The following is a 24,514-nucleotide window of genomic DNA, read 5'->3' as shown; positions in this document are numbered from 1 at the left end:
CGGGGCGATCCCGGACCTGATCGTCACCGACAGAGCATTCAGACGTCTCCGCCTTGGCAAGAAGGCCGGATGGCAGCTACCGGGGGCAGACTGCTGACAATTTTCTCTTTGGATCATGTGCCAAAAAGGAAACGGCGGCCTAGGGCCGCCGTTCCTCGCTACGTCGCGGGTAGTCTTCCGAAGCTCCACGTAACGGATCCGCTCCCCTGCCGTTACGCTCCACTCTCGGAGTCATGCCCCGACGCCGCCTATCGCGACAGTTACCCATCGCGACTTCTTTACTGCTCCCGCGACGCTATCCGGGTGAGCGAAGCGGGAGCTGCAGATGAAAGTGACGACAAACATCACCTTCACCCAGATGATCCGGCGAGCCTCCCAACACGCCCGATCATCGCGTTCATGGGTTTCATTATTGCTTAACTTGAGAGCATTTCAACATGATTCGTGTCGTCTCAGTGAACATTTTAAGAAAATTCTTTCCTCACCACGTGTTGGCCGTCACAGCCCGCCCACGCCATTCCATTTCAGCTTGAAACTCGCGCAAGGCGGACACATCTGCTAGCCTACGCGGCCCAAGGCGCGCCTCGTCGCGCGTGATTCACGAACGAGGAACGTATGTCACGGTACGAGTACAAGGCGCTTCCCGCCCCGTCCCGCCCCGCAAAGATCAAAGGGGTCAAGCGGCCCGATGAAAAGCTGGCTGCCACCGTTTCCGACGTCATGAACAGGATGGCGGCGGATGGGTGGGAATATCTGCGGGCCGACACTCTGCCTCTCGAAGAACCCCGCGGCCTCCTGTCCCGGGCGCGGAGTTCCTTTCAAACCTTGCTGGTCTTCCGCAGGCTTCGCGAGGAAGCGCCGGCCATGCCCCGGGAGATTGCCCCCGCCGCGCGGCCCGACATCCGCATGGTTCAGCGCCTCTGGGGCCGCGAGAAGCCCGAGTCGCAGGCTCCTTCCCTGCCTCCGGCGGAGCAGAAACCCACGCTGGTCGCGAGCGCACCCGAGGGATCCACGCCGCGCATCGTCGCCGATCGGCCTACGGATCCCGGACAGCCATAGTCCTCAGGCGGAGAGCGTCAGGCGGAGAGCGTGGATCCGGGCGATGAGGTCCGGCCCCAGTGCCGAATGAACGGCCCGGTGCCGCTCAAGGCGCGAGAGCGGGCCAAGATCCTCCGCTTCCATCGTCACGGCAAAATGCGTTTCTCCGCCTTCCCGCCAGCCGGAATGGCCGCGGTGGCTTTCGCTCTCATCCTCCACGGACAGGCGCCGCGGGCGGAAAGCCGCCTCAAGCCGGGTCTGGATTTCGTCAGTAACCGCCATTTTTGATGTCAACCCCTTCAATCGCGCTGCAAAAACTCTAAACTCGTCGGCCCGAGTCGAAAAGGTACCCCCATGTCAAACCGCCCCCCTTTTGAGTTCGACATTCGTGTTTCGACGGACAAGAAGCGCCGCACGCGTGGTCGGCGGGGCATGTCCGGCGCATTCGAAACCTCACAGCGGGGCTGCGACCATCCGGGATGCACGGAAGCCGGCCAATACCGTGCCCCGAAATCACCCGACCACCTCGATGAGTATCTCTGGTTCTGCAAGGAGCATGTCAGGGAGTACAACCTGAAATGGAACTTCTTCTCCTCCACCACGGAGGAGGAGTTTCAGCGCATGATGGACAGCGACCGGGTATGGGGCCGGGAAACGAAGCCCTTCGCGCAGCGCACCGAAGAAGCGAAGGCCTGGGCGCGGCTTGGCATCGACGACCCGTTCGAGGTTCTTGGGGAGAAGGCCACGCAATCCAAGGCGCCCACCTCCGGCATCACGCGGAAGCTGCCGCCGACGGAGCGGAAGGCGCTGGAGATCCTTGAGGCCAAGGACCATTGGAGCCGTCTGGAAATCCGCAAGCAGTACAAGAGCCTCGTCAAGGATCTGCACCCTGACATGAACGGCGGCAACCGCTCCGACGAGGACCGGTTGCAGGAGGTCGTCTGGGCCTGGGACCAGATCAAGGACAGCCGCCACTTCCGTGACTGAGGTTCACGCCTGCGGCGGCTGCCCGTTGGAGGCGTGCAGCCCGCCATCGACGGGGATGATGACGCCGTTCACGAATCGCGCATCCTCTGACGCGAGAAAGGTGATGACGGCGGCAACATCCTCCGGCTCCCCGACACGACCCAGCGGGATCCGCTCAAGGAATTTCTGCACCAGCGCCTCATCGCCCATCATCTCTTCGGTCATTCCGGTGCGGGTGAGCGCGGGAGCCACGCCATTGACGCGGATACCCGAATCCCGCGCGTCCAGCGCCAGCGCACGGGTCATGTTGCTCACCCCGCCCTTTGCCGCGTTATAGGCGAACATGCCCCAATCGCCGCCAAGACCGGAAACGGAGGAGGTATTGACCACCGACCCCTGTGCCTTCTCAAGCTGCGGCCAGGCCGCGCGGCTCATCAGGAAAACGCCGGTCAGATCGATGTCGATGACCTTGCGCCAGTCCTCAAGGCTCATTTCGTCTATGCGTCCGGTCATGCCGACCCCGGCATTGTTGACGAGAACATCGATCCCCCCGAAACGCTCCACCGCCGCATCGGCGATGGAGATGACATCCGGCTCGCGGCTGATATCCCCCGCAAAGGCAAGGGTTCTTGCCTGGTCCATGCCCTTTGCCGCCCCTGCCAGCGCCTCCACCTCTCGGGCGACCAGAACCACGTTGGCGCCCTCCTCAGAAAAGCGCCGTGCAGTGGCGAGCCCGATGCCGGAACTCGCGCCCGTCACGATAATCGTCTTGCCGTCGAAGCGTGCCATGGGTGATCTCTCCGTTTCATTCCGGGCCACGAACGCCCGTCGGGGGAGAAACGGCTGCCACCGCGCGCTGTTCCGTGACGGGGGTGCCCTTGTTCTCCCCGCATGGTCCGTTATGCTCCGCCCGGTCTGGGGCAGGGAGCCTCGAAAGCGCAGGGCAGAACGATGGACGTGAATGCGAAACCCACCGAGGAAATCTCGGTCCGCGAAGTCTTCGGGATCGACAGCGACATGGTGGTGAAGGGTTTCGCCGAAGCCACCGACCGCGTGCCGACGCTCGATCCGACCTACAAGTTCGACCCTGACACGACGCTCGCGATTCTCGCAGGTTTTCAATACAACCGCCGTGTGATGATCCAGGGCTATCACGGCACGGGCAAATCGACACATATCGAACAGGTGTCCTCGCGGCTCAACTGGCCCTGCGTGCGGGTCAACCTCGACAGTCACATCAGCCGGATCGACCTGATCGGCAAGGATGCGATCAAGCTGAAGGACGGCAAGCAATACACCGCTTTTCAGGAAGGCATCCTGCCCTGGGCGCTCCGCAACCCGACCGCCATCGTGTTTGACGAATACGATGCGGGCCGCGCGGATGTGATGTTCGTGATTCAGCGGGTGCTGGAGACGGACGGCAAGCTCACGCTGCTCGACCAGAACGAGGTGATCACGCCGCATCCGTATTTCCGTATCTTCTCCACCGCGAACACGGTGGGTCTGGGCGATACGACCGGCCTCTATCACGGCACCCAGCAGATCAACCAGGGCCAGATGGACCGCTGGAGCCTCGTCGCCACGCTGAACTACCTGTCCCACGATGCGGAAGTGGCGATCGTGCTGGCCAAGAACCCGACCTACAACACGGAAAAAGGCCGCAAGATCATCAGCCAGATGGTGACCGTGGCCGACATGACCCGGACCGCCTTCATGAACGGCGATCTGTCCACGGTGATGTCCCCCCGCTCCGTCATCGCCTGGGCGGAGAATGCGCGGATCTTCCGCTCCGTGGGGTATGCCTTCCGGCTCACCTTCCTCAACAAATGCGATGAGTTGGAACGTCAGACGGTGGCGGAGTTCTACCAGCGCTGCTTCGATGAGGAACTGCCCGAAAGCGCGGTGTCGATGAGCCTCGCCTGAGGCGCAACGGAACAGCAAAAGGCCCCGGGCTCAGTCCGGGGCCTTTTGCTTTGGGCATTCGGGAAAGGCTATTCGTCCAGCAACACCGCGGCATCCGTCACCCGCGCGAAATCCGCCTCAAGATGCGCCATTGTCACATCAAAGATCGTGCGCGCCGACAGACCGGCAGCGGGCAGGCCGAAGCCGATCACAGCATCCCGCGCGACCGTCATGTTGAAACCGAGGTCCGCCCCCGCCCTGACGGTAGAATTGACGCAGAACCCGGCCACAGCACCGGTCACGACAAGGTCCGAGATCCCTTTCCCTTGCAGGTAGCGGGCGAGATCTGTCGAGGCAAAGCCCGAGGATGTGGTCTTCAGGAAAACCGGCTCGCTCTTCCACGCATCGTCACAAGGCATGGGCGCGTGGCCTGAGGCGCCGGGATGGAACGGTGAGGCGGGATCAGCATCGCGGTGCCGGACATGGACAACCGGCCAGCCCTTCTGGCGAAAGGCATCGGACAGCGCGGCAATCCGAAGCGGCGCATCAGGATTGACGTGATCCGCACCGGAATCGATCCGGTGCTGCATCTCCATCTGCATGTCGATGACGATCAGGGCCTTCATGGGCGAGACCTTTCTTCATGCGGCCGGCATAGCCGCGAAGGTGGCGCGCCCGCCAGTACCGAAAGGAATCGCCCCGCCGCGATCCGTGACGGGGCGACCACACCGTCAGGCGGAGCGGGCGGCCTTCGTCGCGTTCGCCCACCAGGCCATATCGTCGAGCAGACCCTTGGCGGAGGGCTCCAGATGGGCGGAGATGGTGGACATTTCGCCATTCTGGCCAAGCGGGGACACGGCAAAGAAATCGCCGCCGCCGATATGCACCGCATTGCGCACCGGCACCATCTGCAGCTCCACCCCGATGCCGCGCAGATGCTCGATGGCCCGCGCAGCCCCGACGCCGCCATAGCCGACCGCGCCCATCGGCTTGTGGACCCACTCCACATAGGCCTGATCCAGCGCGTTCTTCAGGGATCCAGTGACCGAGTGGTTGTATTCCGCCACGACGAAGATGTAGCCGTCGAATTCGGCGATCTTCTTCTGCCATGCCACCGCCTTCGGATCCTGCGACGGAACCCAGGCGTTGCTGGCGACCTCATGGAAGAACGGCAGGTCATAATCCCGCAGATCCACGAGTTCGACCTCGAGATCGTCGCGTTGACCGGCGATTTCCATGAACCACGCGGCAGGCTTGTCCGCGAAGCGGGTGGGGCGCGTCGATCCGATGATGACGGCGATCTTCGGCTTGGTCATGTCACACTCTCCAAAGTTGACAGAATTTCCTTTAGTGACCGGCGAACTGTCGCCTTGCCGCCCAAAGAGCGCAAGACGGCACCTGTACGTAACCGAGGCGCGGCATGGAAACCGCCGTGATCTGCCCACCGGGCCTTGCCGCGGGACAGACGCAGTGCTTTATCTTTGCCATGAGCAAGCGCAACGACAACCCCGCCGATCCGTTCAAAAAGGCCCTGGCCGAAGCGACCCGCACCATGGCGGCGGACCGCGATCTTGCCGTAACCTATTCGGTCGATCCTCCCGGCCAGACGAAGGAGGGGGTCAGGCTGCCGCAGATTTCCCGGCGGGTGACGAAGGACGAGGTGCTCCTCGCCCGTGGCACCGCCGATGCATTCGCGCTCCGCCATCGTTATCACAATACCGGAACCCACGCCCGTTACCTTCCGCAGGGTGATATGGCCCGCGATCTCTACGATGCCATGGAAACCGCGCGGACGGAGGCCATCGGCGCGCGGGAAATGCCCGGCACGGCCAAGAACATCGACGCCAAGATCGGCCATGAGGCAGAGCGGAAGGGCTACGGCCAGATCCGCGATGCGGCGGATGCGCCGCTGGCGCAGGCCGCGGGCTATCTCGTCCGTCACCTCGCGACCGGGCGGCCGCTGCCGCCTGCTGCGGCCAATGTGATGGGCCTGTGGCGGGATTTCATCGAGAATCAGGCAGGTGGGCAGTTCTCCAACCTTCAGGACGTGCTGGCGGATCAGGCGGCCTTTGCGCGTCTGGCGCGGCGGGTGATCTCCGATCTCGGCTATGGCGACCAGCTTGGTGACGATCCCGACCTCGAGAACGAGGATGAGGAAGACAGCGCCGAGACCGAAGACGATCAGGACGCGCCGGAGAGCGAGGGCGACGATCAGGAGCAGGGCGAGGAGAACGAGGCCAGCCCCGAACAGTCGCAGGAGCAGCAGCAGGACGCCGCCGAGGCGCAGGTCTCCACCGAACACGACGCCGATGGCGAGATGACCGAGGAGGCGGAGATGCCGGACGGCGAACCGCCGACCGACCCTCCGCCCCCTGCCCCGCATTCGGAAGCCGATCCCGGCTACAAGGTTTTCACCACCGCCTATGACGAGGAGATCAAGGCGGAGGAACTGGCCGATCCGGCGGAACTGGAACGGCTGCGCGCCTATCTGGACCAGCAGCTCGAACCGCTGAAGGGGGCCGTGTCCCGGCTGGCCAACAAGTTGCAGCGCCGCCTGCAGGCCCAGCAGAACCGCTCCTGGCTGTTCGATCTGGAGGAAGGCACGCTCGATGCCGGGCGGCTGGCCCGCGTCGTGGCGAACCCCACGACGCCGCTCTCCTTCAAGCAGGAGAAGGACACCGAATTCCGCGATACGGTCGTCACGCTGCTGCTGGACAATTCCGGCTCCATGCGCGGGCGACCCATTTCCATTGCCGCCATCTGTGCCGATATCCTCGCCCGGACGCTGGAACGCACGCAGGTGAAGGTGGAGATCCTCGGCTTCACCACGCGCGCGTGGAAGGGCGGGCAGAGCCGGGAAGCGTGGCTGGCCGCAGGCAGCCCTCCGCAGCCGGGACGCCTGAACGACCTGCGTCACATCATCTACAAATCCGCCGATTCGCCATGGCGGCGCACGCGCGAGAATCTCGGCCTGATGATGAAGGAAGGGCTGCTGAAGGAGAATATCGACGGTGAGGCGCTCGAATGGGCGCATCGGCGGCTGGCCGGTCGGCCGGAGGTGCGCAAGATCCTCATGGTCATCTCCGACGGCGCCCCGGTGGATGATTCCACGCTCTCCGTGAACCCGGCGAATTATCTTGAGAAACACCTGCGCGATGTGATTGCGATGGTGGAGCGCAAGAAGGCGGTGGAGCTTCTCGCCATCGGCATTGGTCACGACGTCACACGCTATTACAATCGGGCCGTCACAATCACCGATGTGGAGCAGCTTGCGGGCGCGATGACGGAGCAACTGGCCGCGCTGTTCGACGCCGATCCCCGGGCGCGGGCACGGGCGAAACTGCCCGGCGCCGGAGGGCGATTCGCCCGTCGGGCCTGATGGGCGCCCCACCCCTGGTGAGCGACTGTTTATAGCCGGCGCTGTCGTCCGGTCCCACGCCTGCGATGGAGTTGCGCCCCGCTCTCGTCTTGTCCGCGCCGCTGGCGCCGCGCTAGACAGGGGCGCGTCGGTTGGAGGCGCGGTCAGGCCGGGGGAGTCCCATGTTCCAGAGTTTCGATGCGCCCACGTCGCCGGAGCAGGGTCCGCCGCGACTCGCCGCACTGCGCAAGCTTCTGGCGGAGCGGGGGCTCGACGGTTTCATCGTGCCGCGCGCCGACGCCCATCAGGGCGAGTATGTCGCCGATCATGACGCGCGGCTGTCATGGCTCACCGGGTTCACCGGCTCGGCAGGGTTCGCGATCGTGCTGCCTGAAATCGCGGGCGTGTTCATCGACGGACGCTACCGCGTGCAGGTGAAGGCACAGGTCGCCCTCGACAGCTTCACCCCCGTTCCGTGGCCGGAGACAAAACCCGGCGACTGGATACGCACGCATCTGCCGCAGGGGCGGGTGGCCTACGACCCCTGGCTGCACAGCCGCGACGAGATCGACCGGATCGCCACCGCGCTGGCCGGATCCGGGGTGACGCTGGAGCCGACGGAGAACCTTGTTGACGCCATCTGGCCCGATCAGCCCACCCCGCCGCTTGGCCGGGTGGAGGTGCAGCCGGAGGCGCTGGCGGGCGAGACAAGCGCGGCGAAACGTGCCCGCCTCGCCGCGGCGCTGAAGGAGGCCGGGCAGAAGACCGCGATCCTCACCCTCGCCGACAGTATTTCGTGGCTTCTGAACATCCGGGGCCGCGACATTCCGCGCAACCCGGTCGTCCATGCCTTTGCCATCCTTGGCGATGACGGGCGGCTCCGGCTTTTTGTCGATGAGCGGAAGCTCGACGCGGATCTGCGCCGTCATCTCGGGCCGGAGATCAGCGTGGAACCGGTGGAGGACTTTGCCCCCGCGCTGGACGGCCTGAAAGGCCCGGTCCGCGTCGATCGGGCCTCCGCGCCCAAGGCGGTGTCGGACCGGCTCGCCGCTGCGGGTGTGGAGATCGTCTGGGCGCCGGATCCCTGCATCCTGCCGAAAGCCCGCAAGACCCCCGCCGAGATCGCCGGAACGGCGGAGGCGCATCTGCGCGACGGGGCGGCCATGTGCGCGTTCCTCGCCTGGCTCGATGCGGAGGCGCCGAAGGGTACGCTGACGGAGATCGCCGTTGTCTCCGCGCTCGAAGGCTTCCGCCGCGCGACCAATGCGCTCCGGGACATCAGCTTCGACACGATCTGCGGCGCGGGTCCGAACGGCGCCATCGTGCATTACCGTGTGACCGAAGGCACGGATCGTCCGGTGAAAACCGGAGAGCTTCTGCTGGTCGATTCGGGCGGGCAATATGTGGACGGCACGACGGACATCACCCGCACCGTCGCGGTCGGACAGGTGGGAGAGCCGGAGAAGCTTGCCTTCACGCGTGTGCTGCAGGGCATGGTCGCCATTTCTCGCGCCCGCTGGCCGCGCGGATTGGCGGGCCGCGATCTGGATGCGTTGGCGCGGATGCCGCTCTGGCTCGCCGGGCAGGATTACGACCATGGCACGGGGCACGGGGTTGGCGCATTCCTCTGCGTGCACGAGGGGCCGCAGCGCATTTCCCGCATCTCGGAAGTGCCGCTGGAGCCGGGCATGATCCTGTCCAACGAGCCGGGCTACTACCGCGAGGGCGCCTTCGGCATCCGCACGGAAAACCTGCTGGTGGTTGAGGAAGCCCCGACGCTTCCCGGCGGAGACGACCGGGCGATGCTCTCCTTCCGCACGCTCACCTGGGTGCCGATCGACCGGCGGCTGATCCTGCCCGACATGCTCTCGCCCGCGGAACGCTTCTGGATCGACGCCTATCACGCGGAAGTGCTGGAGCGCATCGGGGAGCGCGTCAGCCCGGAAACGCTGGATTGGCTGCAGAGGGCGACAGCCCCCCTCTGACCGTCAGGGGGAGAGCAGCGCCCGCGCCGCATCGCGCGCCGCATCGGTCACCACATCGCCCGCGAGCATGCGGGCGATCTCGTCCACCCGCGCCTCCGCGCCGAGCGGCGTGACCGAAGACAGCGTCATGCCGCCCTCCACCCGCTTTTCCACCCGCCAGTGCTGCGCGCCATAGGCCGCGACCTGCGGGGAATGGGTGACAACCAGCACCTGCGCCCCCTCCTCCGCCAGACGGTGGAGACGGCGCCCGATGGCATCGGCGGTGGCGCCTCCCACACCCCTGTCGATCTCGTCGAAGATCAGCGTCTGCCCGCCTGCCTGCCGGGTCAGCGACACTTTCAGCGCGAGGAGGAAACGCGAGAGTTCGCCCCCCGATGCGATCCGGTCCAGCGGACCCGCCGGTGCGCCGGGGTTCGTCGCCACTGTGAAGGTCACGGCATCCCGTCCCTCCGGGCCGGGATCGCCCTCCTCCACCAGCGTCGTGAAGACCGCGCGCTCCATGCGAAGCGGGCGCAGCTCCTCCGCCATGGACAGGTCGAGCCGTGTCGCGGCCTCCTGCCGCCGGGCGGTGAGCGCGCGGGCGGCGCTGTCATAGGCAAGGCTCGCCGCCTCCACCTCCGCGGCGGCGCGGAGAAGCGCCTGATCCCCCTGATCCACGGCAGCCAGCCGCGCCCGGATCGCCGCCGCCAGCGCAGGCAGGTCGTCGGCCAGCACCGCATGTTTGCGCGACAGCGCCCGGATGGCGAACAGCCGCTCCTCCACCGCTTCCAGCGCACCGGGATCGAAATCCAGCACATCCAGACAACGCTCCACCCCGGACTGCGCCTCCGCCAGTTCGGCAAGCGCGCGCCCCAGGGCGGCGACGGTCTCCTCCAGAACCCCCTCCACCTTGTCTGCGGCCCCCTCCAGCCAGCGGAGCGCATCCGTCATCGCGCCCTCTGCCCCCTGAAGGCCGAGCGCATCGCCCGCACGGGCCACATCGGCGCGGATGCGTTCCGCCCCCTGCATCATGCGGCGGCGGGCGTCGAGATCCGCCTCCTCCCCCACGTCCGGGGAGAGGCGCTCCAGCTCCGCATCGGCATGGCGCAGGAACTCCTCCTCCGCCTTGCCCGCCGCAAGCGCGGCAGTCGCGGCAGCCTCCGCCTGGCGCGCAGCGGCAAGCCGCCGCCATGCGATGCGGACTGCCTCCACCTCCGACGCGAGACCTCCGAAATCGTCCAGCAGCCGGCGATGCCCACGGGCGTTGAGCAGACCCCTGTCATCATGCTGGCCATGCAGCTCCACCAATGTCTCCGACAAGGCGCGAAGCAGCTCACCCCCGGCACGGCGGTCGTTGATCCACGCGGTCTTGCGCCCGTCCGGCATGTTCACGCGGCGGAGGATCAGTTCGCTGTCGTCGGGAAAACCGGCCTCCGTCATCACCGCCCGCGCCGGGTGCCCGGGGGGCAGGTCAAAGACCGCGGTCACCTCGCCCTGTGCCGCACCCTGCCGCACGAGCTCCGCCCGGCCGCGCCAGCCCAGCACGAATCCCAGCGCGTCGAGCAGGATGGATTTCCCCGCCCCCGTTTCGCCGGTCAGCACGTTCAGGCCCGGATGGAACGTCAGCTCCAGCCGGTCGATGATGAGAATGTCGCGGATATCCAGCCCGCGGAGCATGGTTCCCCCCAGCCCGCGCGGCCCGTCAGAGCCACTCGCCGCGGATCGTCTGCCGATAGATTCGCGACAGCCAGCTATCGCCCCGCACTTCAGGCTCCAGCCCGCGGCCGCGCAGGAGCGCGTAGCTGTCCTGATAGAACGGGCTGGACTGGAAGTTGTGCCCCAGAATCGCCGCCGCCGTTACCGCCTCGTTCTCGAAGCCGAGCGCGAGATACGCCTCCACCAGACGGTGCAGCGCCTCGGGCGTATAGGTCGTGGTCTGGTAATCCTCCACCACCACCCGGAACCGGTTGATCGCGGCGGTGTAATGCCCCCGGCTCAGGTAGAAGCGACCGATCTCCATCTCCTTCGCCGCAAGATGGTCGAAGGCGAGGTCGAACTTCATCATCGCCGATTTCGCATATTCGCTGTCGGGATATTTCTCGATCACGTCGCGGAGCGATTGAAGCGCCTGAAAGGTCAGCCCCTGATCGCGGCCAACGGCCTCGATCTGATCGTAATAGCTGAGTGCGAGAAGATACTGGGCATAGGCCGCATCCTGATCGCCGGGATAGAGATCGACGAACCGCTGGGCCGCACCGCGCGCGTTCTCATAGTCACGCGCCTGATGGTAGGAATAGGCCTCCATCACCAGCGCGCGCTTGGCCCATTCGGTATAGGGATAGAGCCGCTCGATCTCCGAGAAGTAATGCGCCGCGTCCTTCGGCTTGCGGTTTGTCTCAAGCTCATACTCACCGCGCTGGTAGATCTGCTCCGCGGTGAAATTGTCCAGCGGCACGTTCGTCCCCGAACCGCCATTCCCCGAACAGCCCGCGAGAATCGTCGCCAGCATCATCGACCCGACGAGAATCGCTCCCCGCTTGCAGCCTGCCATGATCCTGAACCTCATTCACTGCCCCACGGGCGATGCGCTTGCCGGTCTGCCGACCCCTTTTCGGGACGTTGCAGCCCGTTTCGCCGCCTGTTTCCCGTTGGTCCTAACATAGAAAAATCCGGGGCGCAAAACGGCAATCGACCCCCGGCGTCGCGAGGGTCGAAAGCGTGATCTTCGGGTTCAGATGAGAACGGGCACGTCGGTGCGGCGCACACCCACACCCGGCAGCTTTCCGCCCGTGACGCCTTCGGCCACATCGACCATGCGATAGGCGAAGGGATCCGCGAACAGCGCCCGGAGCAGCTTGTTGGTGAGCGCATGACCACCGCGTTGCGACGTGTATTTGCCAAGGATCGGTGCCCCTGCGAGCGCCAGATCGCCAAGCGCATCCAGCATCTTGTGGCGGACGGCCTCATCCTTGTGGCGCAGTCCGCCGGGGGACAGGACTTTGTCATCGTCAAAGACGACAGCATTCTCATAGGTGCCACCAAGCGCCAGACCATTGGCCTGCATCCGCTCCACATCGTCCTGACGGCAGAAGGTGCGGCTGTCGCACAGCTCCCGCACGAAAGCGCCGTTCGACATGTTGAGCGCCTTTTCCTGACGGCCGATTGCCGGCTCGGCGAAGTCGATCGTGAAGTCGATCTCCAGCATGTCGGCCGGATCCAGCCGCGCCCATGCCGCGCCATTGCGCACTTCGACGGGCTTCAGGATGCGCAGCGCGCGCACCGGCACTGCAAGCTCGCGCAGGCCGCGGGACAGGATACCCTTAACGAAGGGCTGCGCCGAACCATCCAGAATCGGTACTTCCGGCCCATCGACCTCCACCAGGGCGTTGGTCACGCCGCATCCGGCGAGCGCCGCCATCACGTGTTCGATAGTGGAGACCGACGCGCCGGAGCGGTTGGCGATCAGCGTGCAGAGTTTCGACGGCACCACCGCATCCCAGCGGGCCGGGATCAGGTTGTCCCCTTCCACATCTGTCCGGCGAAACCAGATCCCGTATTCGGCGGAGGCGGGATGGATCGTCATGCGCACGGGACGGCCGGAGTGGAGACCCACGCCGGTGAACGTCACCTGAGATTTGATCGTCGTTTGCACTTCGTTCATCCTTCTACACGCCGGGATCACAAACGCCTGTTTGCGGTCGATCCGACAAGCATGGAGGTAAGGGCTTGATATCCAGACCTCAATTCACTCTTTGCTACCTCATGTAACAGAGAGCGTTACACACCGCACAAACCTGCCGAACAAGCGGCGTTCGTTATCTAAGCATTTGAAAACAAAAATAAAAAGAGAGCCGAATTGCTTCGACCCTCCCAGGTTTTGTTCACGAAGTTTCTTGGTTTATTCAGTTTGCCTGACGCCGCAGGAAGGCCGGAATCTCGATCCGCTCCTGCTCGGGCGACATGTTCGGCTCTTCCTCGTAACCCGAAACCTGCGGCTGCTGGCGGGGTTGTTGCGGCGCGGGGCGCTCCGCCGGAGCGGCTGCCTCACCATGCCCGGTCATCCGGTTGATGAAGGAGCTGATCCCCATGCGTGGGCGTTCTGCTGCCGGGGCGGGTTGAGCCTGCTGCGGGCGATGCGCCACGGGGCGGGCGGCCTGAGGAGCGGGCGACTTGCTTACCGCGGCATGAAGACGGGCGAGCGTCTCCTCCGAAGGGGTGCCCGCGGGGCGCGCACCACGGGGAGCGACGAAGGCCGCCGGATCGTCATTGACCGGATAGTTACGCGCAGCCTGCGGCTGATAGGCGGGCTGCGGCTGATAAGCCGGCGGCGGCAGATCGTCCGCCTCCTCATAGCGCTGCTGCGGTTCCTGCCGGGCGGCATAGGCATCGAAGCTCGGCTCCTGCGGCTGGCGCTGCGGCTGCGGCTGCGGAGCCGGACGCGGTGCCCGGGCAGCGGGTTGCTGAACCGGTTGCTGGGACGCGTGGAACTGTTGCGGCTGGGGACGCTCCCGCGCGGCGGGCTGCTGCGGGACGAATTGCGGCGTGTGCTGGACGGGCTCAGCCTGCGCCTGCTGGGGCGCGAGCGGCGCGGCAAGGCTGCGGCGCGGCACGGGGAGTTCATCGGCCACGGGAGCAGCGTCGATACCGGTCGCCACGACGGAGACGCGGATCCGGCCCTCCATCGTCGTATCCAGCGTGGAGCCGACGATGATGTTGGCGTTCTGATCGACCTTGTCGCGGATGATGTTCGCCGCTTCGTCCAGTTCGAACAGGGTCAGATCGTAACCGCCGGTGATGTTGATGAGGACACCCTTCGCACCGTTCAGGCTGATCTCGTCCAGCAGCGGGTTGGCGATGGCCTTCTCCGCGGCGTGGATGGCGCGATCTTCGCCCTCTGCCTCACCGGTGCCCATCATGGCCTTGCCCATCTCGTCCATCACCGCGCGAACGTCGGCGAAGTCGAGATTGATGAGGCCCGGACGCACCATGAGGTCGGTCACGCCCTTCACGCCCTGATACAGCACGTCGTCGGCCATCTGGAACGCTTCGGTGAAGGTCGTGCGCTCATTGGCCAGACGGAACAGGTTCTGGTTCGGAATGATGATCAGCGTATCGACGACCTTCTGGAGGTTCTCGATCCCCTCCTCGGCCTGACGCATCCGCTTGTTGCCTTCGAACTGAAACGGCTTGGTCACGACGCCGACCGTCAGCACACCCAGTTCACGCGCGGCCTGCGCGATGATCGGCGCGGCGCCCGTTCCGGTGCCGCCGCCCATGCCTGCGGTGATGAAGCACATGTGCGCGCCGGCGAGATGGTCAACGATCTCCTCGATCGTCTCCTCGGCCGCGGCGGCGCCGACGGGAGGACGCGCACCGGCGCCAAGACCTTCCGTCACCTTCACGCCCATCTGGATGCGTGCGGTGGATTTCGACTGCTGGAGCGCCTGCGCGTCGGTGTTCGCGACGACGAACTCCACACCCTCAAGCTGCTTCTCGATCATGTTGTTGACGGCGTTACCGCCTGCCCCGCCGACGCCGAACACCGTGATACGCGGCTTCAGCTCTTCCTGGTCGTTGACCGTCAGGTTCAATGTCATGGTTCTGGTCCCGCCTGCCTGTGCCGGCTCATGGCCGATTTTTTCCCGCACGTTACCTAAAGGCTACAGTGTGTGGCAGCGAAGGTCACGAAAAAAACGCGGTTTTCCTACAAAATCTGGCCTGCCGCGCAGGGGCGGCAAGCGGGATTTCGCCTATGACGCAGGATGTAGCGGTTACCAGTTCTCGCGGAACCATTTGACCGCGCGGCGCAGGGAACGCGCCGGATAGCGACCCATCGGGATATCGAAATCCCACCACTCGTCCTGCGGGTGAGTCGCAAAAAGGCACAACCCCACGGATGAAGCGAAAGCGGCACCCGTGGCCGCCTGCGGCAGGCCCTGCACGCGGAGCGGACGGCCAAGACGCACCTGCTGGCCCAGGATCCGCGCGGCCAACCCGTCGATCCCCGGCATCTGGCTGCATCCGCCGGTCAGCACGATCTGCCGGGAGGGGAGATGCTCGAAGCCCGCGGCGTCGAGACGCGCGCGCACTTCCTCCAGTATCTCCTCCATCCGCGGACGAATGATACCGATCAGCTCGGAGCGGCTGACGGTCCGGCGATCCTTCTCCCAGTCGCCGGAATCGCCGCCGATCTCGATCATCTCGCGGTCATCGACGCCTGTTGCCACGACGCCGCCGTGGAAGGTCTTGATCCGCTCCGCCGTGGCCAGCGGGATGCGCAGGCCCTGCGCGATGTCGGAGGTGACATTCTCCCCCCCCATCCTCACGCTGTCGGCATAGATCATGTGGCGCTTGAGGAAGATCGACAGCCCGGTGGCGCCGCCGCCCATGTCGATACAGGCCGCACCCAGCTCCTGCTCATCCTCCACCAGCGCCGACATGCCGGAGACATAGGCGGAGGAGGCGATCCCCGCGAGTTCCAGATCGCAGCGCTTGATGCAGTGGAGCAGGTTCTGCACCGCCGCGCCCTCAACGGTCAGAAGGTGCATGTCGCAGGCCAGCCGCCGCCCCATCTGGCCGCGAGGATCGGCAAGGCCGGAGCGGTGATCGAGCGCGAAGTTCACCGGCTGGGCGTGCAGCACCTCGCGCCCATGACCGATGGGTGGCACCTCGCAGGCGGACAACACCTGAGCCACGTCTTCCTCGGTGACCAGACTGTCGGAAACCTCCACCTCACCCGCCAGCCCGTAGGAGCGCGGCTCGCCTCCGGCAAAGCAGGCGATGACATGGTCAACCCGCACATTGGCCATCTTCTGGGCGGCGGTGACGGCGGTGCGGATCGCACGTTCCGTCTCCTGCATCGCGGCCACCTCACCGTAGCGCACGCCGCGGGAGCGGGTGGTGGCGGCGCCGATGATGCGGAAGGAGGACTGGCCGGCCATCGGCCCCACGCCATCCTGCTCGCGGAAACTGTCCGGCCCGTCGAACCGCAGCACCACGCAGGCGATCTTGGAGGTGCCGATGTCGAGAATCGCCACGACTCCCCGCTGCATGGCCGCCCTGCGCATGTTCCGCATCGCACGTTGCGATTGATAGAGGTCGGTCAATGCAGGGCTCCCTTGGTCTGGCGTGTATTGCGTGCGGTGAGGCTTGCCCCCTGCAGCGCGGCGATGGCTTCTTCGGAAAGGCGGAGGGTCGGGCGGCGGCCGATGCGCATGTCCACGACCGTCACGTCGCGATCCAGCAGATCCTCCGCCTGATCGAGCGCGATGACCCGTTCGAGCGCGGCGACGGCATCCTGCTCCGGCAGCATGATCTCCTGCCCGCGGTCGAGCACGAGGTTCCAGCGCCGCTCCCCGATGCGGACAAGACCGCGGATGCGCGTGCGCAACGGCTCCGCCGCGGCAAGCAGCCGCATCGCTTCCGGCACCACGTCCTGAACACCCGGACCGGCGATCAGCGGCAGGTCCGGGCGGTCGATGCGGTTCTCCAGCCCGGCCACGCGGTGGCCGGCCTCATCCAGCAGCACGAGGTCATCGGCATTCCGCCACACGACGATCGGCAGACGTTCCGTCACCGCGACTTCCAGCGTCCCCTCCGGCCGCACCCGAACATCGGCGCGGCGCACGGCATCGAGCCCTTCGGCCCGGGCGCGAAGCGCGCTCAGGTCGAGCGCCAGCGACGACACGGGAAACTGCATGGCCAGCCCGGAACGGATCGCCTCCTCCGTCTCCGGCGAAGCGCCGCTCACCGTGAGACGGACGAGCTGCAACTCCGGCCGGCTCTCGATTCGGGCGCGGATGTCCTGAACGACACCCGCCACCTGCGCGCGGCGATCCGCGTTGGAGAACCAGATGCCAGCCACCGCGGCGACCAGAAGCAGGGGCACACCCGTACGTATCAGGCGGCGGTAAAGCGGGGTCAGCCAGATCCGCTGAAGGCGGTAGGCGATACGGGATGGGGCAGGATCGCGGCGCATCACCGATCGCACGAGGCATCCTCCACGATCCACCGGCACAGCTCCGGGAAGGAGATGCCCCGTGCCGCCGCCTGTTCCGGCGCAAGCGAGGTGGGGGTCATGCCGGGCTGGGTGTTCGTCTCCAGAATGACCAGCCCCTCTACCCCGCGGGAGTCGTCCCAGCGGAAATCGGAGCGACTGATCCCCCGGCAACCAAGCACCCGATGGGCACGGAGCGCATAGTCGAGACAGGCATCCGCCACTTCGGCGGGAATATCGGCGGGCACCACGTGACGCGACCCGCCGGGGCGGTACTTCGCGTCGTAATCATACCATCCCTCGGTGATGATATCGGTCACGGCCAGCGGCTCAGCCCCCATCACCGCGACCGTCAGATCGCGCCCGGGCACATAGGTTTCCAGCATCATCGTGCCGGAGACGCCGGTCAGCGCGGGAGGCCCGTTGTTGGCGGCTGCAACGATATGGATACCGACGGATGATCCTTCGTTATGGGGTTTGACCACATAGGGCGCGGCCATCACGTGACGTTCGCGCACCTCCTCCGCCGTGGCGAGGCAGCTTTCGACCACAGGAAGGCCGGCGACGGCAAAGGCGGCCTTGGCCCGGATCTTGTCCATCGCCAGGGCGGACGCCAGAACGCCCGAATGGGTATAGGGGATCCGCAGCCATTCGAGCAGGCCCTGAACGCAGCCGTCTTCCCCCCAGCGGCCATGCAGGGCATTGAACGCTACATCAGGGCGAATGGCATCGAGGCGCGCGGCCAGATCCGGCCCCGCGTCCACCTCGACCACATCGTAACCCGCCACCCTCAGCGCGCCGGCGCATTCACGCCCGGAGACAAGCGACACCTCCCGCTCCGCGGAAGGCCCACCCATCAGTACCGCCACCTTGGGGGCTGCCCTGCTCGACATGCCCCACCGCCTCGTCCGGGCTTTCGCCCTGTTATCAGGGGGTTGTCCCCCTTTTGGTTATTGGCCAGCCCAACAGGCCGTCAACTGCCCGCCGGTTTTCCGACGCGCATGATTTCCCATTCTAGCCACAAACCGCTCGATTGGAACACCCTATTTCGGACCTCCTCGCCCAGCCCCTCCAGATCGGCGGCATTCGCCCCCCCGGTATTGACGAGGAAATTGGCGTGTTTCGGGCTCATCTCCGCCCCGCCCCGCCGCGCGCCGCGCATGCCCGCGTCGTCGATGAGCTTCCACGCCTTCATCTCATGGCTGTCGTCGGCACGGCCCGTGGAGCTTGCACCCGACGGATTGCGGAATGTAGAACCGGCCGTCCGCTCCTTCACCGGCTGGGAGGCATCGCGGCGGGCGACCTGCTCCACCATCAGCGCCTCCAGCGCCGACGGGTCACCGGCAGGCGCACGGAAGGTGGCGGAGACGATCACCGCGCCCTCGGGCAGAAAGGTCTCCCGATAGCCGAAGGCAAGCGCCTCCCGCCCCAGAACCACCCGATCGCCGTTGCGCAGGATCGCCTCCGCACTCACGAAACGGTCGGCGACATAGGTGCCGTAGCAACCCGCGTTCATCCGCACCGCACCGCCGATGGAGCCGGGAATCGTGCGCAGGAACGTCAGATCCAGCCCCTCGGCGGCGGCCCTCCGGGCCACATGGGCATCGAGAGCGGCCGCCCCCGCCGTGACGGTGCCGTCCCCCGTCTCGATCCCATTGAACCCCCGGCCCAGTCGGATCACCACACCCGGAATACCGCCATCCCGCACGATGAGGTTGGAACCGACGCCGATGGGAAAGACCGCAATCGCCGGAGGCAGCGCGGCGAGGAAGCTGGAGAGATCCTCCACATCCGCGGGCTGGAACAACCAGTCCGCCGGACCGCCGACGCGGAGCCACGTCAGATCCGCCAGAGGGCGCGAGGGGGTGAGCGTGCCGCGCACGGCGGGAAGGGGAAGCGTGTCGGTCATGGCGATCCCATAGCGCGACATGCCCCGCCGCTCAACTCATCCGTCAAGGCGGCGACGCGGCGGCCGCTGGGTCATCGCCATGACGGTCATGCCGATCCCGAGCGCGACAAGCCCCAGCACCGGCCCGCAGGAATGGGTGAGGAGGCCCAGCACCGGAATGCCCGTCGCCAGCAGCGCCAGCACGACCCGCCGCCGCCCCCGCCAGCCACGCCGCGCCAGCACGGCCGCCAGCAGGAGCCACAGGGCAGACAGCAGGAAGGAGAAGGTCATATCGCCATGGCTGCGGCCATCCCCCTCAGGCCCGCGCGCGAAGCGGCGTGACGCGCGCCCCGCCCTGCCGGCCTTCCAGACGCGCGGGCAGGCCATGCGCCCAGCCGGAGATGGAACCTGCACCCAGCAACACCACCATGTCGCCGGGGCGCCCCTGCTCCCGCACCAGCCGGGCCAGATCGTCCTCGTCCAGAATGGCGCGGGCATGACGGTGGCCGTGCGCGATCAGCCCTGCCACGAGGTGATCGCGGTCGGCACCTTCCACAGGCTCCTCGCCCGCGGAATAGACATCGGTGATGCCCACCACATCAGCGTCGTTGAAGCAGGTGCAGAATTCTTCGAACAGGTTGTGCAGCCGGGAATAGCGGTGCGGCTGATGCACGGCGATCACGCGGCCCTTCGTTGCCTGACGCGCGGCCTTCAGCACGGCGGCGATCTCCACCGGATGGTGGCCGTAATCGTCGATGATGGTGACGCCGTTCACCTCGGCGACCTTGGTAAAGCGCCGGTTCACCCCGCCAAACGCCGCCAGCGCCGTGCGAATCTCGTCCTTCTTCATGCCCAGATGCCGCGCCACGGCGACGGCCGCCAGCGCGTTCGACACGTTGTGCTCCCCCGGCATGGGCAGGGTGCAGCCCTCGATCAGTCCGCCTTCCTCGTTCTGGAGGAGGATGTCGAATGCGGCGGTCCCGTTCTCATACCGCAGGTTCATCGCCCGCACGTCGGCCTGCGCGTTGAAGCCGAAGGTTACGACCTTGCGATCGGTCACACGGCCCACCAGCGCCTGAACCTCCGCATGGTCGGTACAGCAGACCGCGATGCCGTAGAACGGAATGTTGGTGACGAAATCGTAAAACCCCTTCCGCAGCGCGTCGAAGGTGCCCCAGTGCTCCATATGCTCCGGGTCGATGTTGGTCACGATGGCGATGGTCGCCGGAAGCCGGTTGAAGGAGCCATCCGATTCGTCCGCCTCCACGACCATCCACTCGCCCGCGCCCGCCCGCGCATTGGAGCCGTAGGCGTGGATGATGCCACCGTTGATGACGGTCGGATCGAAGCCGCCCTTGTCGAGCAGCGTCGCGACCATCGTGGTGGTGGTGGTCTTGCCGTGGGTTCCCGCCACGGCGACGTTCGAGCGCAGCCGCATCAGCTCCGCCAGCATTTCCGCCCGGCGCACGACCGGCAGGTTGCGCCGCCGCGCCTCCTCCAGTTCGGGGTTGCCGCGCTTGATGGCAGAGGAGATGACAACCACCGCCGCCTCGCCGATATTCTCCGCCCGCTGCCCCTCAAAGAAGGTCGCCCCCAGCCCCACCAGCCGGTCGGTGATCTTCGACGCCTTGGCGTCCGACCCCTGCACGGTATAGCCGAGCGTCATCAGCACCTCGGCAATGCCCGACATGCCGATGCCGCCGATGCCGACGAAATGGATGGGGCCGAGTTCGAGCGGCAGCTTGGTGGCAGCGTTCATCGGTTCTTTCCTTTGTTGGCGATCGCTTCGACCAGGGTGACGAGCCGTTCCGTCGCATCGGGGCGGCCTTCGCCCCGCGCGGCATCGGCCATGGCCTCCGCACGGGCAGGGTCCGACAGGACCGACGCTATCTGCTCCGAAAGCCCGGCAGGCTCAAGCCGGGATTCGGGAATGACGATGGCGGCACCTGCCTCGGCCAGCCCGCGGGCATTGGCGGTCTGGTGATCCGCAGCGGCAGCGGCAAAGGGGATCAGCAGTGACGGCCGGCCGATGGCCGCGATATCGGCGACCGACGAGGCGCCGGAGCGGGAAATGACAAGCTGCGCCTCCTCGATCCGCCGGGGCACGTCGGTGAAGAAGGTCTGCACCTCGGCCACTACGCCCGCCTTGCGATAGGCCTCCACCACGCGGGGCAGATCCTCCTCCCGTGCCTGGTGGGAGACCGAAAGCCGGGTGCGGAGCCGCTCCGGCAGCCGGGCAATGGCCTCCGGCACCACGTCGGACAGCACGCGCGCGCCCTGACTGCCGCCGATGACCAGCAGATGGATCACCCCCTCGCAAGGGGGGATATAGGAAGCGCCGACCTTCTCCCGCACCGCCGTGCGCACAGGATTGCCGGTATGCACCCCCTCCACCCCTGAAGGCAGGGCGGTGGGCCGCGTGCCGCAGGCCACGGCATCGACCCGCGAAGCAAAGGCGGTGTTCACCTTGCCCAGAACACCGTTCTGTTCATGGATCATGCGCGGCAGACCAAGCAACCAGGCAGCCCCGAGCGCCGGAATCGTCGGATAGCCGCCGAAGCCCACCACAACGGCGGGCCGGTCGCGGCGAAGGGCCCGCGCGCTTGCCAGAACGCCGCCCAGAATGCGGAACGGGGTCGCGGCCTTGGCCAGCGGACCTCCGCGCGCGAAGGTGGCAGAGCTCACCTCCTCCACCGGAACGGCCTGCGGGAAACCGGCGGTGTAGCGGGCGCCCCGCGCATCGGTGGAGAGCTTGACCCGCCAGCCCTTCTGCACCATCGCTTCCGCCAGCGCCTGGGCGGGGAACATGTGCCCGCCGGTGCCACCCGCCGCGATGAGCAGGAGCGGTGATGCCTCGCCGGCGGCCATGGATCAGCGCCCCTTCGTCAGGATGTCGCCGATCCGCCCCTGCGGCCGGGTCCGGGTGAAGGCGAGCAGCGCGCCCACGACGATCCCGCCCGCGATGAGCGAGGAACCGCCATAGCTCACGAAGGGGAGCGTCATGCCCTTGGCCGGAAGCATCCGCACCGCGACGCCCACGTTGATCATCGCCTGCACCCCGAACAGGCAGGCAAGTCCCGTCCCCGCGAGGCGGGTGAACATGTCCCGCTCCCGCGTCAGCCGGAACAGCGACCGTACGGTGATGAGGCAGAACAGCCCGATGATGCACAGCACGAGGATCAGGCCGTATTCCTCCGCCGCGACGGCAATGATGAAGTCGGTATGCGCATCGGGCAGCGACCATTTCACCTCGCCCTCGCCCACGCCCACGCCGAAGAAGCCGCCTTGCTGGATGGCGTTGGTGGCATAGCCGATCTGGGTGCGCGGGTCGATCTCGGCGGTCAGGAAGCCGTCGATTCGGCGTGCGAAGTGCTCGGAACCTTCATAGGCCACTGTCCCGCCGAACCCCACGATCCCTGCGACGATGAGCAGGAGCGTCATCGGTGCGCCCGCCACGAAATACATCACGCCCCAGGCGAACAGGATCAGCGCGGCCTGACCGAAGTCCGGCTGCATGGCCAGCATCCCGACGACCGTACCCGCAATGAGGAGCGACATTGTCTTGCCGGGCGGGCCGTTCGGATCCTGCCCCGCCGCCATCAGCCAGGCGCAGAGGATGACGAAGCCGGGCTTCAGGAACTCCGACGGTTGCACGGATGCGAAGCCGAAGGAGAACCAGCGGATCGCCCCCTTGCCGAAATCCGTCCCGAAGAACGGCAGCAGCGCCAGCGCCAGAAAGGCCCCGAAAAAGCCGATCACCCCGGCACGCCGCACCATTTCGGGCGACATCATCGAAACGATGAACATCGCGGCGATGGCGATGCCGCCGAAGAACATCTGACGATTGACGTAATAGAACGGGTCCAGCCCGTTGCGCGCGGCCAGCGGCGGAGAGGCGGCAAGGCCCAGCAGCAATCCCACGCCGAACAGCAGCAGGATGGCCGAAACGGCCCATTTGTCGATGGTCCGCCACCACCGCGGGAGTATAGGCTCACCGGCCCGAACGGGCGCAGTGCCGTAGACCATTTCCGTCATGGGAAGACTGCCCTCTGCCCTATACGCCCGGTTTTTCCCGGGTCTGATGCGGTAACCTAGCCGAAACCGTGGTTTCGCGCCAGCGTCAATACACCCGCTCCCCTGCCACGCCTGCGTGAGCGGGCGCGAGCGACAGGCTTCTCCCGAAGATCCAGCCTTCCCACAGGTGAACGTCGTCGAGAGCGGGCACCTCCGCCCTGCCCTTCCGTTCCACGAGGTCGATCATACCGCACAGGCCCACCACGGCGTCGAAGCGATCCTCCGCCGTCCTGTCTGCACCGAAACCCTGGGTAAGTGCAGTGAGAAGTTCGGTCGAGAGCCTTGCGCCCAGACGCTCCGCCCAGCCAATGACGCGGGCGGCCACCGTGGCCCGGTCGGCCTGCCGCCGCTTGCTGAAGCGGCCCTCCGGCATGAACTTCAGACGGCGCATCGCCTCCGCCGGATAGGTTTCCGCGAGGATGAAGGGCCGCTCCAGCATCTCCGTGCCGCGATCATAGGGCCAGAGCGCCGCACCGGCCCGGCGTGCGGGCAGGATGACCCGCATCCAGCCGTCCAGCGCGGCCTTGCCAACCTGATTGGCGCCCAGCGTCCAGAAAAGCGGCGCGGCAGGCCTTTCGTCGGTCGCACGGTCACAGCACCGGCGTAGATCATCCATCCGCTCGGCCCCCAGCGCACGGATGAGATCCTCCTGCCGGCGCCCGCCAGGCCGGTGCGGATAGAAGGGACGCTTCACCGAAATCTCATCGCTTTCTGCCGCGACGCACAGGAAGGCCGCCCAATCCTCCTCAGCCAGCGCGTCCAGCAGCGTTGGGAAATCGCGAAACCCCGTTTGCCGGCCGTAAAAGGCCGGAACGCCGATGGGAAAGTCGAACCCTGCGATCAGACGGCCCGCGCGGGAGGTGCGGAGCAGATCCGTGGCCTCCAACCCCCTCACCGGCGGGTGAAGCGTCCAGACCCCACCCTCACGCGTCGCCCGCGCCTGCCACCGCTTTTGCACAGCGACGCTCCAGTCCGCATGGATGATCGTTTCCACGGCAATCACCCTCGCCGGAGATGCAGGGACGTGGCGTCGGCTGCTGCATCACCGAAAATGCGAATGGTCTGGAACACCCGATTCGCTGCAGCGTTTCCAGAGGGAGGCCCAAGCTTCAACCGGAGGCCCGCCATGATCGAACTCGCTTTCATCGCCTGTCTGACCGCCGCACCCGCGCTTTGCGAAAAGAAAAGCCTGCTGTTCATCGAAGTCACGCCGCTCACCTGCATGATGAGCGCGCAGCCGGAACTCGCCCGCTGGGTGGACAGCCATCCGAAATGGCGGATCGCCCGATGGCGCTGCAACACCGCAACCACCGAAAAGGAAATCTGAG

The 24,514-nt window shown here is 66.2% G+C and carries 23 protein-coding genes; 6 read left to right on the top strand and 17 right to left on the bottom strand.

Annotated features, from left to right (window positions below; translation table 11 throughout):
• The first annotated feature begins 615 nt into the window (after positions 1 to 615).
• Complete coding sequence (locus RT513_RS03910; RefSeq protein WP_290684828.1) at positions 616 to 1,059, top strand: DUF4177 domain-containing protein; 444 nt, start codon at positions 616 to 618, stop codon at positions 1,057 to 1,059.
• Between the two features lie 3 nt (positions 1,060 to 1,062).
• Here RT513_RS03910 and RT513_RS03905 read toward each other — a convergent pair whose 3' ends face one another.
• A complete protein-coding gene (locus RT513_RS03905) occupies positions 1,063 to 1,320 on the bottom strand; it encodes a BolA family protein (protein WP_088214288.1) in 258 nt (85 codons plus the stop codon).
• 72 nt (positions 1,321 to 1,392) lie between these two features.
• Here RT513_RS03905 and RT513_RS03900 point away from each other — a divergent pair, with 72 nt between their 5' ends.
• Positions 1,393 to 2,025 (top strand): J domain-containing protein, encoded by a 633-nt coding sequence (locus RT513_RS03900; protein WP_088214287.1) that lies wholly within the window; start codon positions 1,393 to 1,395, stop codon positions 2,023 to 2,025.
• Between the two features lie 3 nt (positions 2,026 to 2,028).
• Here the strand turns inward: RT513_RS03900 and RT513_RS03895 are convergent, their stop codons facing one another.
• On the bottom strand, positions 2,029 to 2,793 hold the full coding sequence (locus RT513_RS03895) for an SDR family NAD(P)-dependent oxidoreductase (protein ID WP_290684831.1): 765 nt from the start codon (positions 2,791 to 2,793) through the stop codon (positions 2,029 to 2,031).
• 162 nt (positions 2,794 to 2,955) lie between these two features.
• On the opposite strand from RT513_RS03895, the gene cobS reads away from it, so the two are divergent.
• Positions 2,956 to 3,927: a cobaltochelatase subunit CobS gene (gene cobS / locus RT513_RS03890; protein ID WP_290684833.1), complete on the top strand. Its 972-nt coding sequence runs from the start codon at positions 2,956 to 2,958 to the stop codon at positions 3,925 to 3,927.
• Positions 3,928 to 3,995: 68 nt separating this feature from the next.
• Here cobS and RT513_RS03885 read toward each other — a convergent pair whose 3' ends face one another.
• Together RT513_RS03885 and RT513_RS03880 are read right to left on the bottom strand one after the other, a co-directional pair.
• Positions 3,996 to 4,532 (bottom strand): isochorismatase family protein, encoded by a 537-nt coding sequence (locus RT513_RS03885; protein WP_088214284.1) that lies wholly within the window; start codon positions 4,530 to 4,532, stop codon positions 3,996 to 3,998.
• A gap of 105 nt (positions 4,533 to 4,637) precedes the next feature.
• Positions 4,638 to 5,222, bottom strand: coding sequence for an NADPH-dependent FMN reductase (locus tag RT513_RS03880; protein ID WP_290684836.1), 585 nt, complete (start codon positions 5,220 to 5,222; stop codon positions 4,638 to 4,640).
• A gap of 170 nt (positions 5,223 to 5,392) precedes the next feature.
• Between RT513_RS03880 and cobT the strand changes: the two genes are divergently transcribed.
• A complete protein-coding gene (cobT, locus tag RT513_RS03875; RefSeq protein ID WP_290685011.1) occupies positions 5,393 to 7,285 on the top strand; it encodes a cobaltochelatase subunit CobT in 1,893 nt (630 codons plus the stop codon).
• Positions 7,286 to 7,446: 161 nt separating this feature from the next.
• A complete protein-coding gene (locus RT513_RS03870) occupies positions 7,447 to 9,249 on the top strand; it encodes an aminopeptidase P family protein (RefSeq protein WP_290684838.1) in 1,803 nt (600 codons plus the stop codon).
• A 3-nt stretch (positions 9,250 to 9,252) separates the two neighbouring features.
• On the opposite strand, the gene recN is transcribed toward RT513_RS03870, so the two are convergent.
• The 13 genes from recN to RT513_RS03805 all read right to left on the bottom strand — a co-directional run bounded on the left by recN (position 9,253) and on the right by RT513_RS03805 (position 24,180).
• A complete protein-coding gene (gene recN / locus RT513_RS03865; RefSeq protein ID WP_088214281.1) occupies positions 9,253 to 10,905 on the bottom strand; it encodes a DNA repair protein RecN in 1,653 nt (550 codons plus the stop codon).
• Between the two features lie 25 nt (positions 10,906 to 10,930).
• Positions 10,931 to 11,779: an outer membrane protein assembly factor BamD gene (locus RT513_RS03860; protein ID WP_088214372.1), complete on the bottom strand. Its 849-nt coding sequence runs from the start codon at positions 11,777 to 11,779 to the stop codon at positions 10,931 to 10,933.
• A 180-nt stretch (positions 11,780 to 11,959) separates the two neighbouring features.
• Complete coding sequence (lpxC, locus tag RT513_RS03855) at positions 11,960 to 12,880, bottom strand: UDP-3-O-acyl-N-acetylglucosamine deacetylase (protein ID WP_088214371.1); 921 nt, start codon at positions 12,878 to 12,880, stop codon at positions 11,960 to 11,962.
• Between the two features lie 250 nt (positions 12,881 to 13,130).
• The gene (ftsZ, locus tag RT513_RS03850) at positions 13,131 to 14,825 is read right to left on the bottom strand and encodes a cell division protein FtsZ (protein ID WP_290684845.1); all 1,695 of its coding nucleotides are present in this window, start codon (positions 14,823 to 14,825) and stop codon (positions 13,131 to 13,133) included.
• A gap of 174 nt (positions 14,826 to 14,999) precedes the next feature.
• Positions 15,000 to 16,334, bottom strand: a complete 1,335-nt coding sequence (gene ftsA, locus RT513_RS03845; protein WP_035708102.1) for a cell division protein FtsA — start codon at positions 16,332 to 16,334, stop codon at positions 15,000 to 15,002.
• Positions 16,331 to 17,218, bottom strand: coding sequence for a cell division protein FtsQ/DivIB (locus tag RT513_RS03840; RefSeq protein WP_290684851.1), 888 nt, complete (start codon positions 17,216 to 17,218; stop codon positions 16,331 to 16,333). Before RT513_RS03840 ends, ftsA begins: the two co-directional genes overlap by 4 nt.
• Positions 17,206 to 18,117, bottom strand: a complete 912-nt coding sequence (locus RT513_RS03835) for a D-alanine--D-alanine ligase (protein WP_290684853.1) — start codon at positions 18,115 to 18,117, stop codon at positions 17,206 to 17,208. Before RT513_RS03835 ends, RT513_RS03840 begins: the two co-directional genes overlap by 13 nt.
• Before the next feature lie 80 nt (positions 18,118 to 18,197).
• Entirely contained in the window at positions 18,198 to 19,133 is a 936-nt protein-coding gene (murB, locus tag RT513_RS03830; protein ID WP_290684855.1) for a UDP-N-acetylmuramate dehydrogenase, read from the bottom strand.
• Positions 19,134 to 19,169: 36 nt separating this feature from the next.
• Positions 19,170 to 19,403, bottom strand: a complete 234-nt coding sequence (locus tag RT513_RS03825; protein ID WP_290684857.1) for a DUF2484 family protein — start codon at positions 19,401 to 19,403, stop codon at positions 19,170 to 19,172.
• Between the two features lie 25 nt (positions 19,404 to 19,428).
• Positions 19,429 to 20,871 carry a UDP-N-acetylmuramate--L-alanine ligase gene (gene murC, locus RT513_RS03820; protein WP_088214276.1) on the bottom strand — a complete coding sequence of 481 codons (1,443 nt, stop codon included), beginning with the start codon at positions 20,869 to 20,871 and terminating at the stop codon, positions 19,429 to 19,431.
• A complete protein-coding gene (gene murG, locus RT513_RS03815; protein WP_290684859.1) occupies positions 20,868 to 21,980 on the bottom strand; it encodes an undecaprenyldiphospho-muramoylpentapeptide beta-N-acetylglucosaminyltransferase in 1,113 nt (370 codons plus the stop codon). The genes murC and murG overlap by 4 nt, the downstream gene beginning before the upstream one ends.
• 3 nt (positions 21,981 to 21,983) lie before the next feature.
• Positions 21,984 to 23,147: a putative peptidoglycan glycosyltransferase FtsW gene (locus RT513_RS03810; RefSeq protein ID WP_088214274.1), complete on the bottom strand. Its 1,164-nt coding sequence runs from the start codon at positions 23,145 to 23,147 to the stop codon at positions 21,984 to 21,986.
• 85 nt (positions 23,148 to 23,232) lie between these two features.
• Positions 23,233 to 24,180 carry a hypothetical protein gene (locus tag RT513_RS03805; protein ID WP_290684862.1) on the bottom strand — a complete coding sequence of 316 codons (948 nt, stop codon included), beginning with the start codon at positions 24,178 to 24,180 and terminating at the stop codon, positions 23,233 to 23,235.
• Positions 24,181 to 24,312: 132 nt separating this feature from the next.
• Between RT513_RS03805 and RT513_RS03800 the strand changes: the two genes are divergently transcribed.
• The gene (locus tag RT513_RS03800; RefSeq protein WP_088214272.1) at positions 24,313 to 24,513 is read left to right on the top strand and encodes a hypothetical protein; all 201 of its coding nucleotides are present in this window, start codon (positions 24,313 to 24,315) and stop codon (positions 24,511 to 24,513) included.
• The last annotated feature ends 1 nt before the right edge of the window (position 24,514 follow it).

The organism is Haematobacter sp. (genome assembly GCF_032102465.1).
Classification (GTDB): domain Bacteria; phylum Pseudomonadota; class Alphaproteobacteria; order Rhodobacterales; family Rhodobacteraceae; genus Haematobacter.
This window is presented reverse-complemented; position numbering and strand designations above follow the sequence as displayed.

What these genes read in the sequence shown, in the direction of transcription:
- cobT (WP_290685011.1), top strand. Translation starts at nt 5,393, where the DNA reads ATGAGCAAGCGCAACGACAACCCCGCCGATCCGTTCAAAAAGGCCCTG.
- RT513_RS03895 (WP_290684831.1), bottom strand. Translation starts at nt 2,793, where the DNA reads ATGGCACGCTTCGACGGCAAGACGATTATCGTGACGGGCGCGAGTTCC.
- RT513_RS03870 (WP_290684838.1), top strand. Translation starts at nt 7,447, where the DNA reads ATGTTCCAGAGTTTCGATGCGCCCACGTCGCCGGAGCAGGGTCCGCCG.
- murG (WP_290684859.1), bottom strand. Translation starts at nt 21,980, where the DNA reads ATGGCCGCCGGCGAGGCATCACCGCTCCTGCTCATCGCGGCGGGTGGC.
- RT513_RS03880 (WP_290684836.1), bottom strand. Translation starts at nt 5,222, where the DNA reads ATGACCAAGCCGAAGATCGCCGTCATCATCGGATCGACGCGCCCCACC.
- murB (WP_290684855.1), bottom strand. Translation starts at nt 19,133, where the DNA reads ATGACCGACACGCTTCCCCTTCCCGCCGTGCGCGGCACGCTCACCCCC.
- recN (WP_088214281.1), bottom strand. Translation starts at nt 10,905, where the DNA reads ATGCTCCGCGGGCTGGATATCCGCGACATTCTCATCATCGACCGGCTG.
- cobS (WP_290684833.1), top strand. Translation starts at nt 2,956, where the DNA reads ATGGACGTGAATGCGAAACCCACCGAGGAAATCTCGGTCCGCGAAGTC.
- RT513_RS03810 (WP_088214274.1), bottom strand. Translation starts at nt 23,147, where the DNA reads ATGACGGAAATGGTCTACGGCACTGCGCCCGTTCGGGCCGGTGAGCCT.
- RT513_RS03835 (WP_290684853.1), bottom strand. Translation starts at nt 18,117, where the DNA reads ATGTCGAGCAGGGCAGCCCCCAAGGTGGCGGTACTGATGGGTGGGCCT.
- ftsZ (WP_290684845.1), bottom strand. Translation starts at nt 14,825, where the DNA reads ATGACATTGAACCTGACGGTCAACGACCAGGAAGAGCTGAAGCCGCGT.
- RT513_RS03800 (WP_088214272.1), top strand. Translation starts at nt 24,313, where the DNA reads ATGATCGAACTCGCTTTCATCGCCTGTCTGACCGCCGCACCCGCGCTT.
- RT513_RS03900 (WP_088214287.1), top strand. Translation starts at nt 1,393, where the DNA reads ATGTCAAACCGCCCCCCTTTTGAGTTCGACATTCGTGTTTCGACGGAC.
- RT513_RS03910 (WP_290684828.1), top strand. Translation starts at nt 616, where the DNA reads ATGTCACGGTACGAGTACAAGGCGCTTCCCGCCCCGTCCCGCCCCGCA.
- RT513_RS03905 (WP_088214288.1), bottom strand. Translation starts at nt 1,320, where the DNA reads ATGGCGGTTACTGACGAAATCCAGACCCGGCTTGAGGCGGCTTTCCGC.
- RT513_RS03860 (WP_088214372.1), bottom strand. Translation starts at nt 11,779, where the DNA reads ATGGCAGGCTGCAAGCGGGGAGCGATTCTCGTCGGGTCGATGATGCTG.
- RT513_RS03825 (WP_290684857.1), bottom strand. Translation starts at nt 19,403, where the DNA reads ATGACCTTCTCCTTCCTGCTGTCTGCCCTGTGGCTCCTGCTGGCGGCC.
- murC (WP_088214276.1), bottom strand. Translation starts at nt 20,871, where the DNA reads ATGAACGCTGCCACCAAGCTGCCGCTCGAACTCGGCCCCATCCATTTC.
- RT513_RS03885 (WP_088214284.1), bottom strand. Translation starts at nt 4,532, where the DNA reads ATGAAGGCCCTGATCGTCATCGACATGCAGATGGAGATGCAGCACCGG.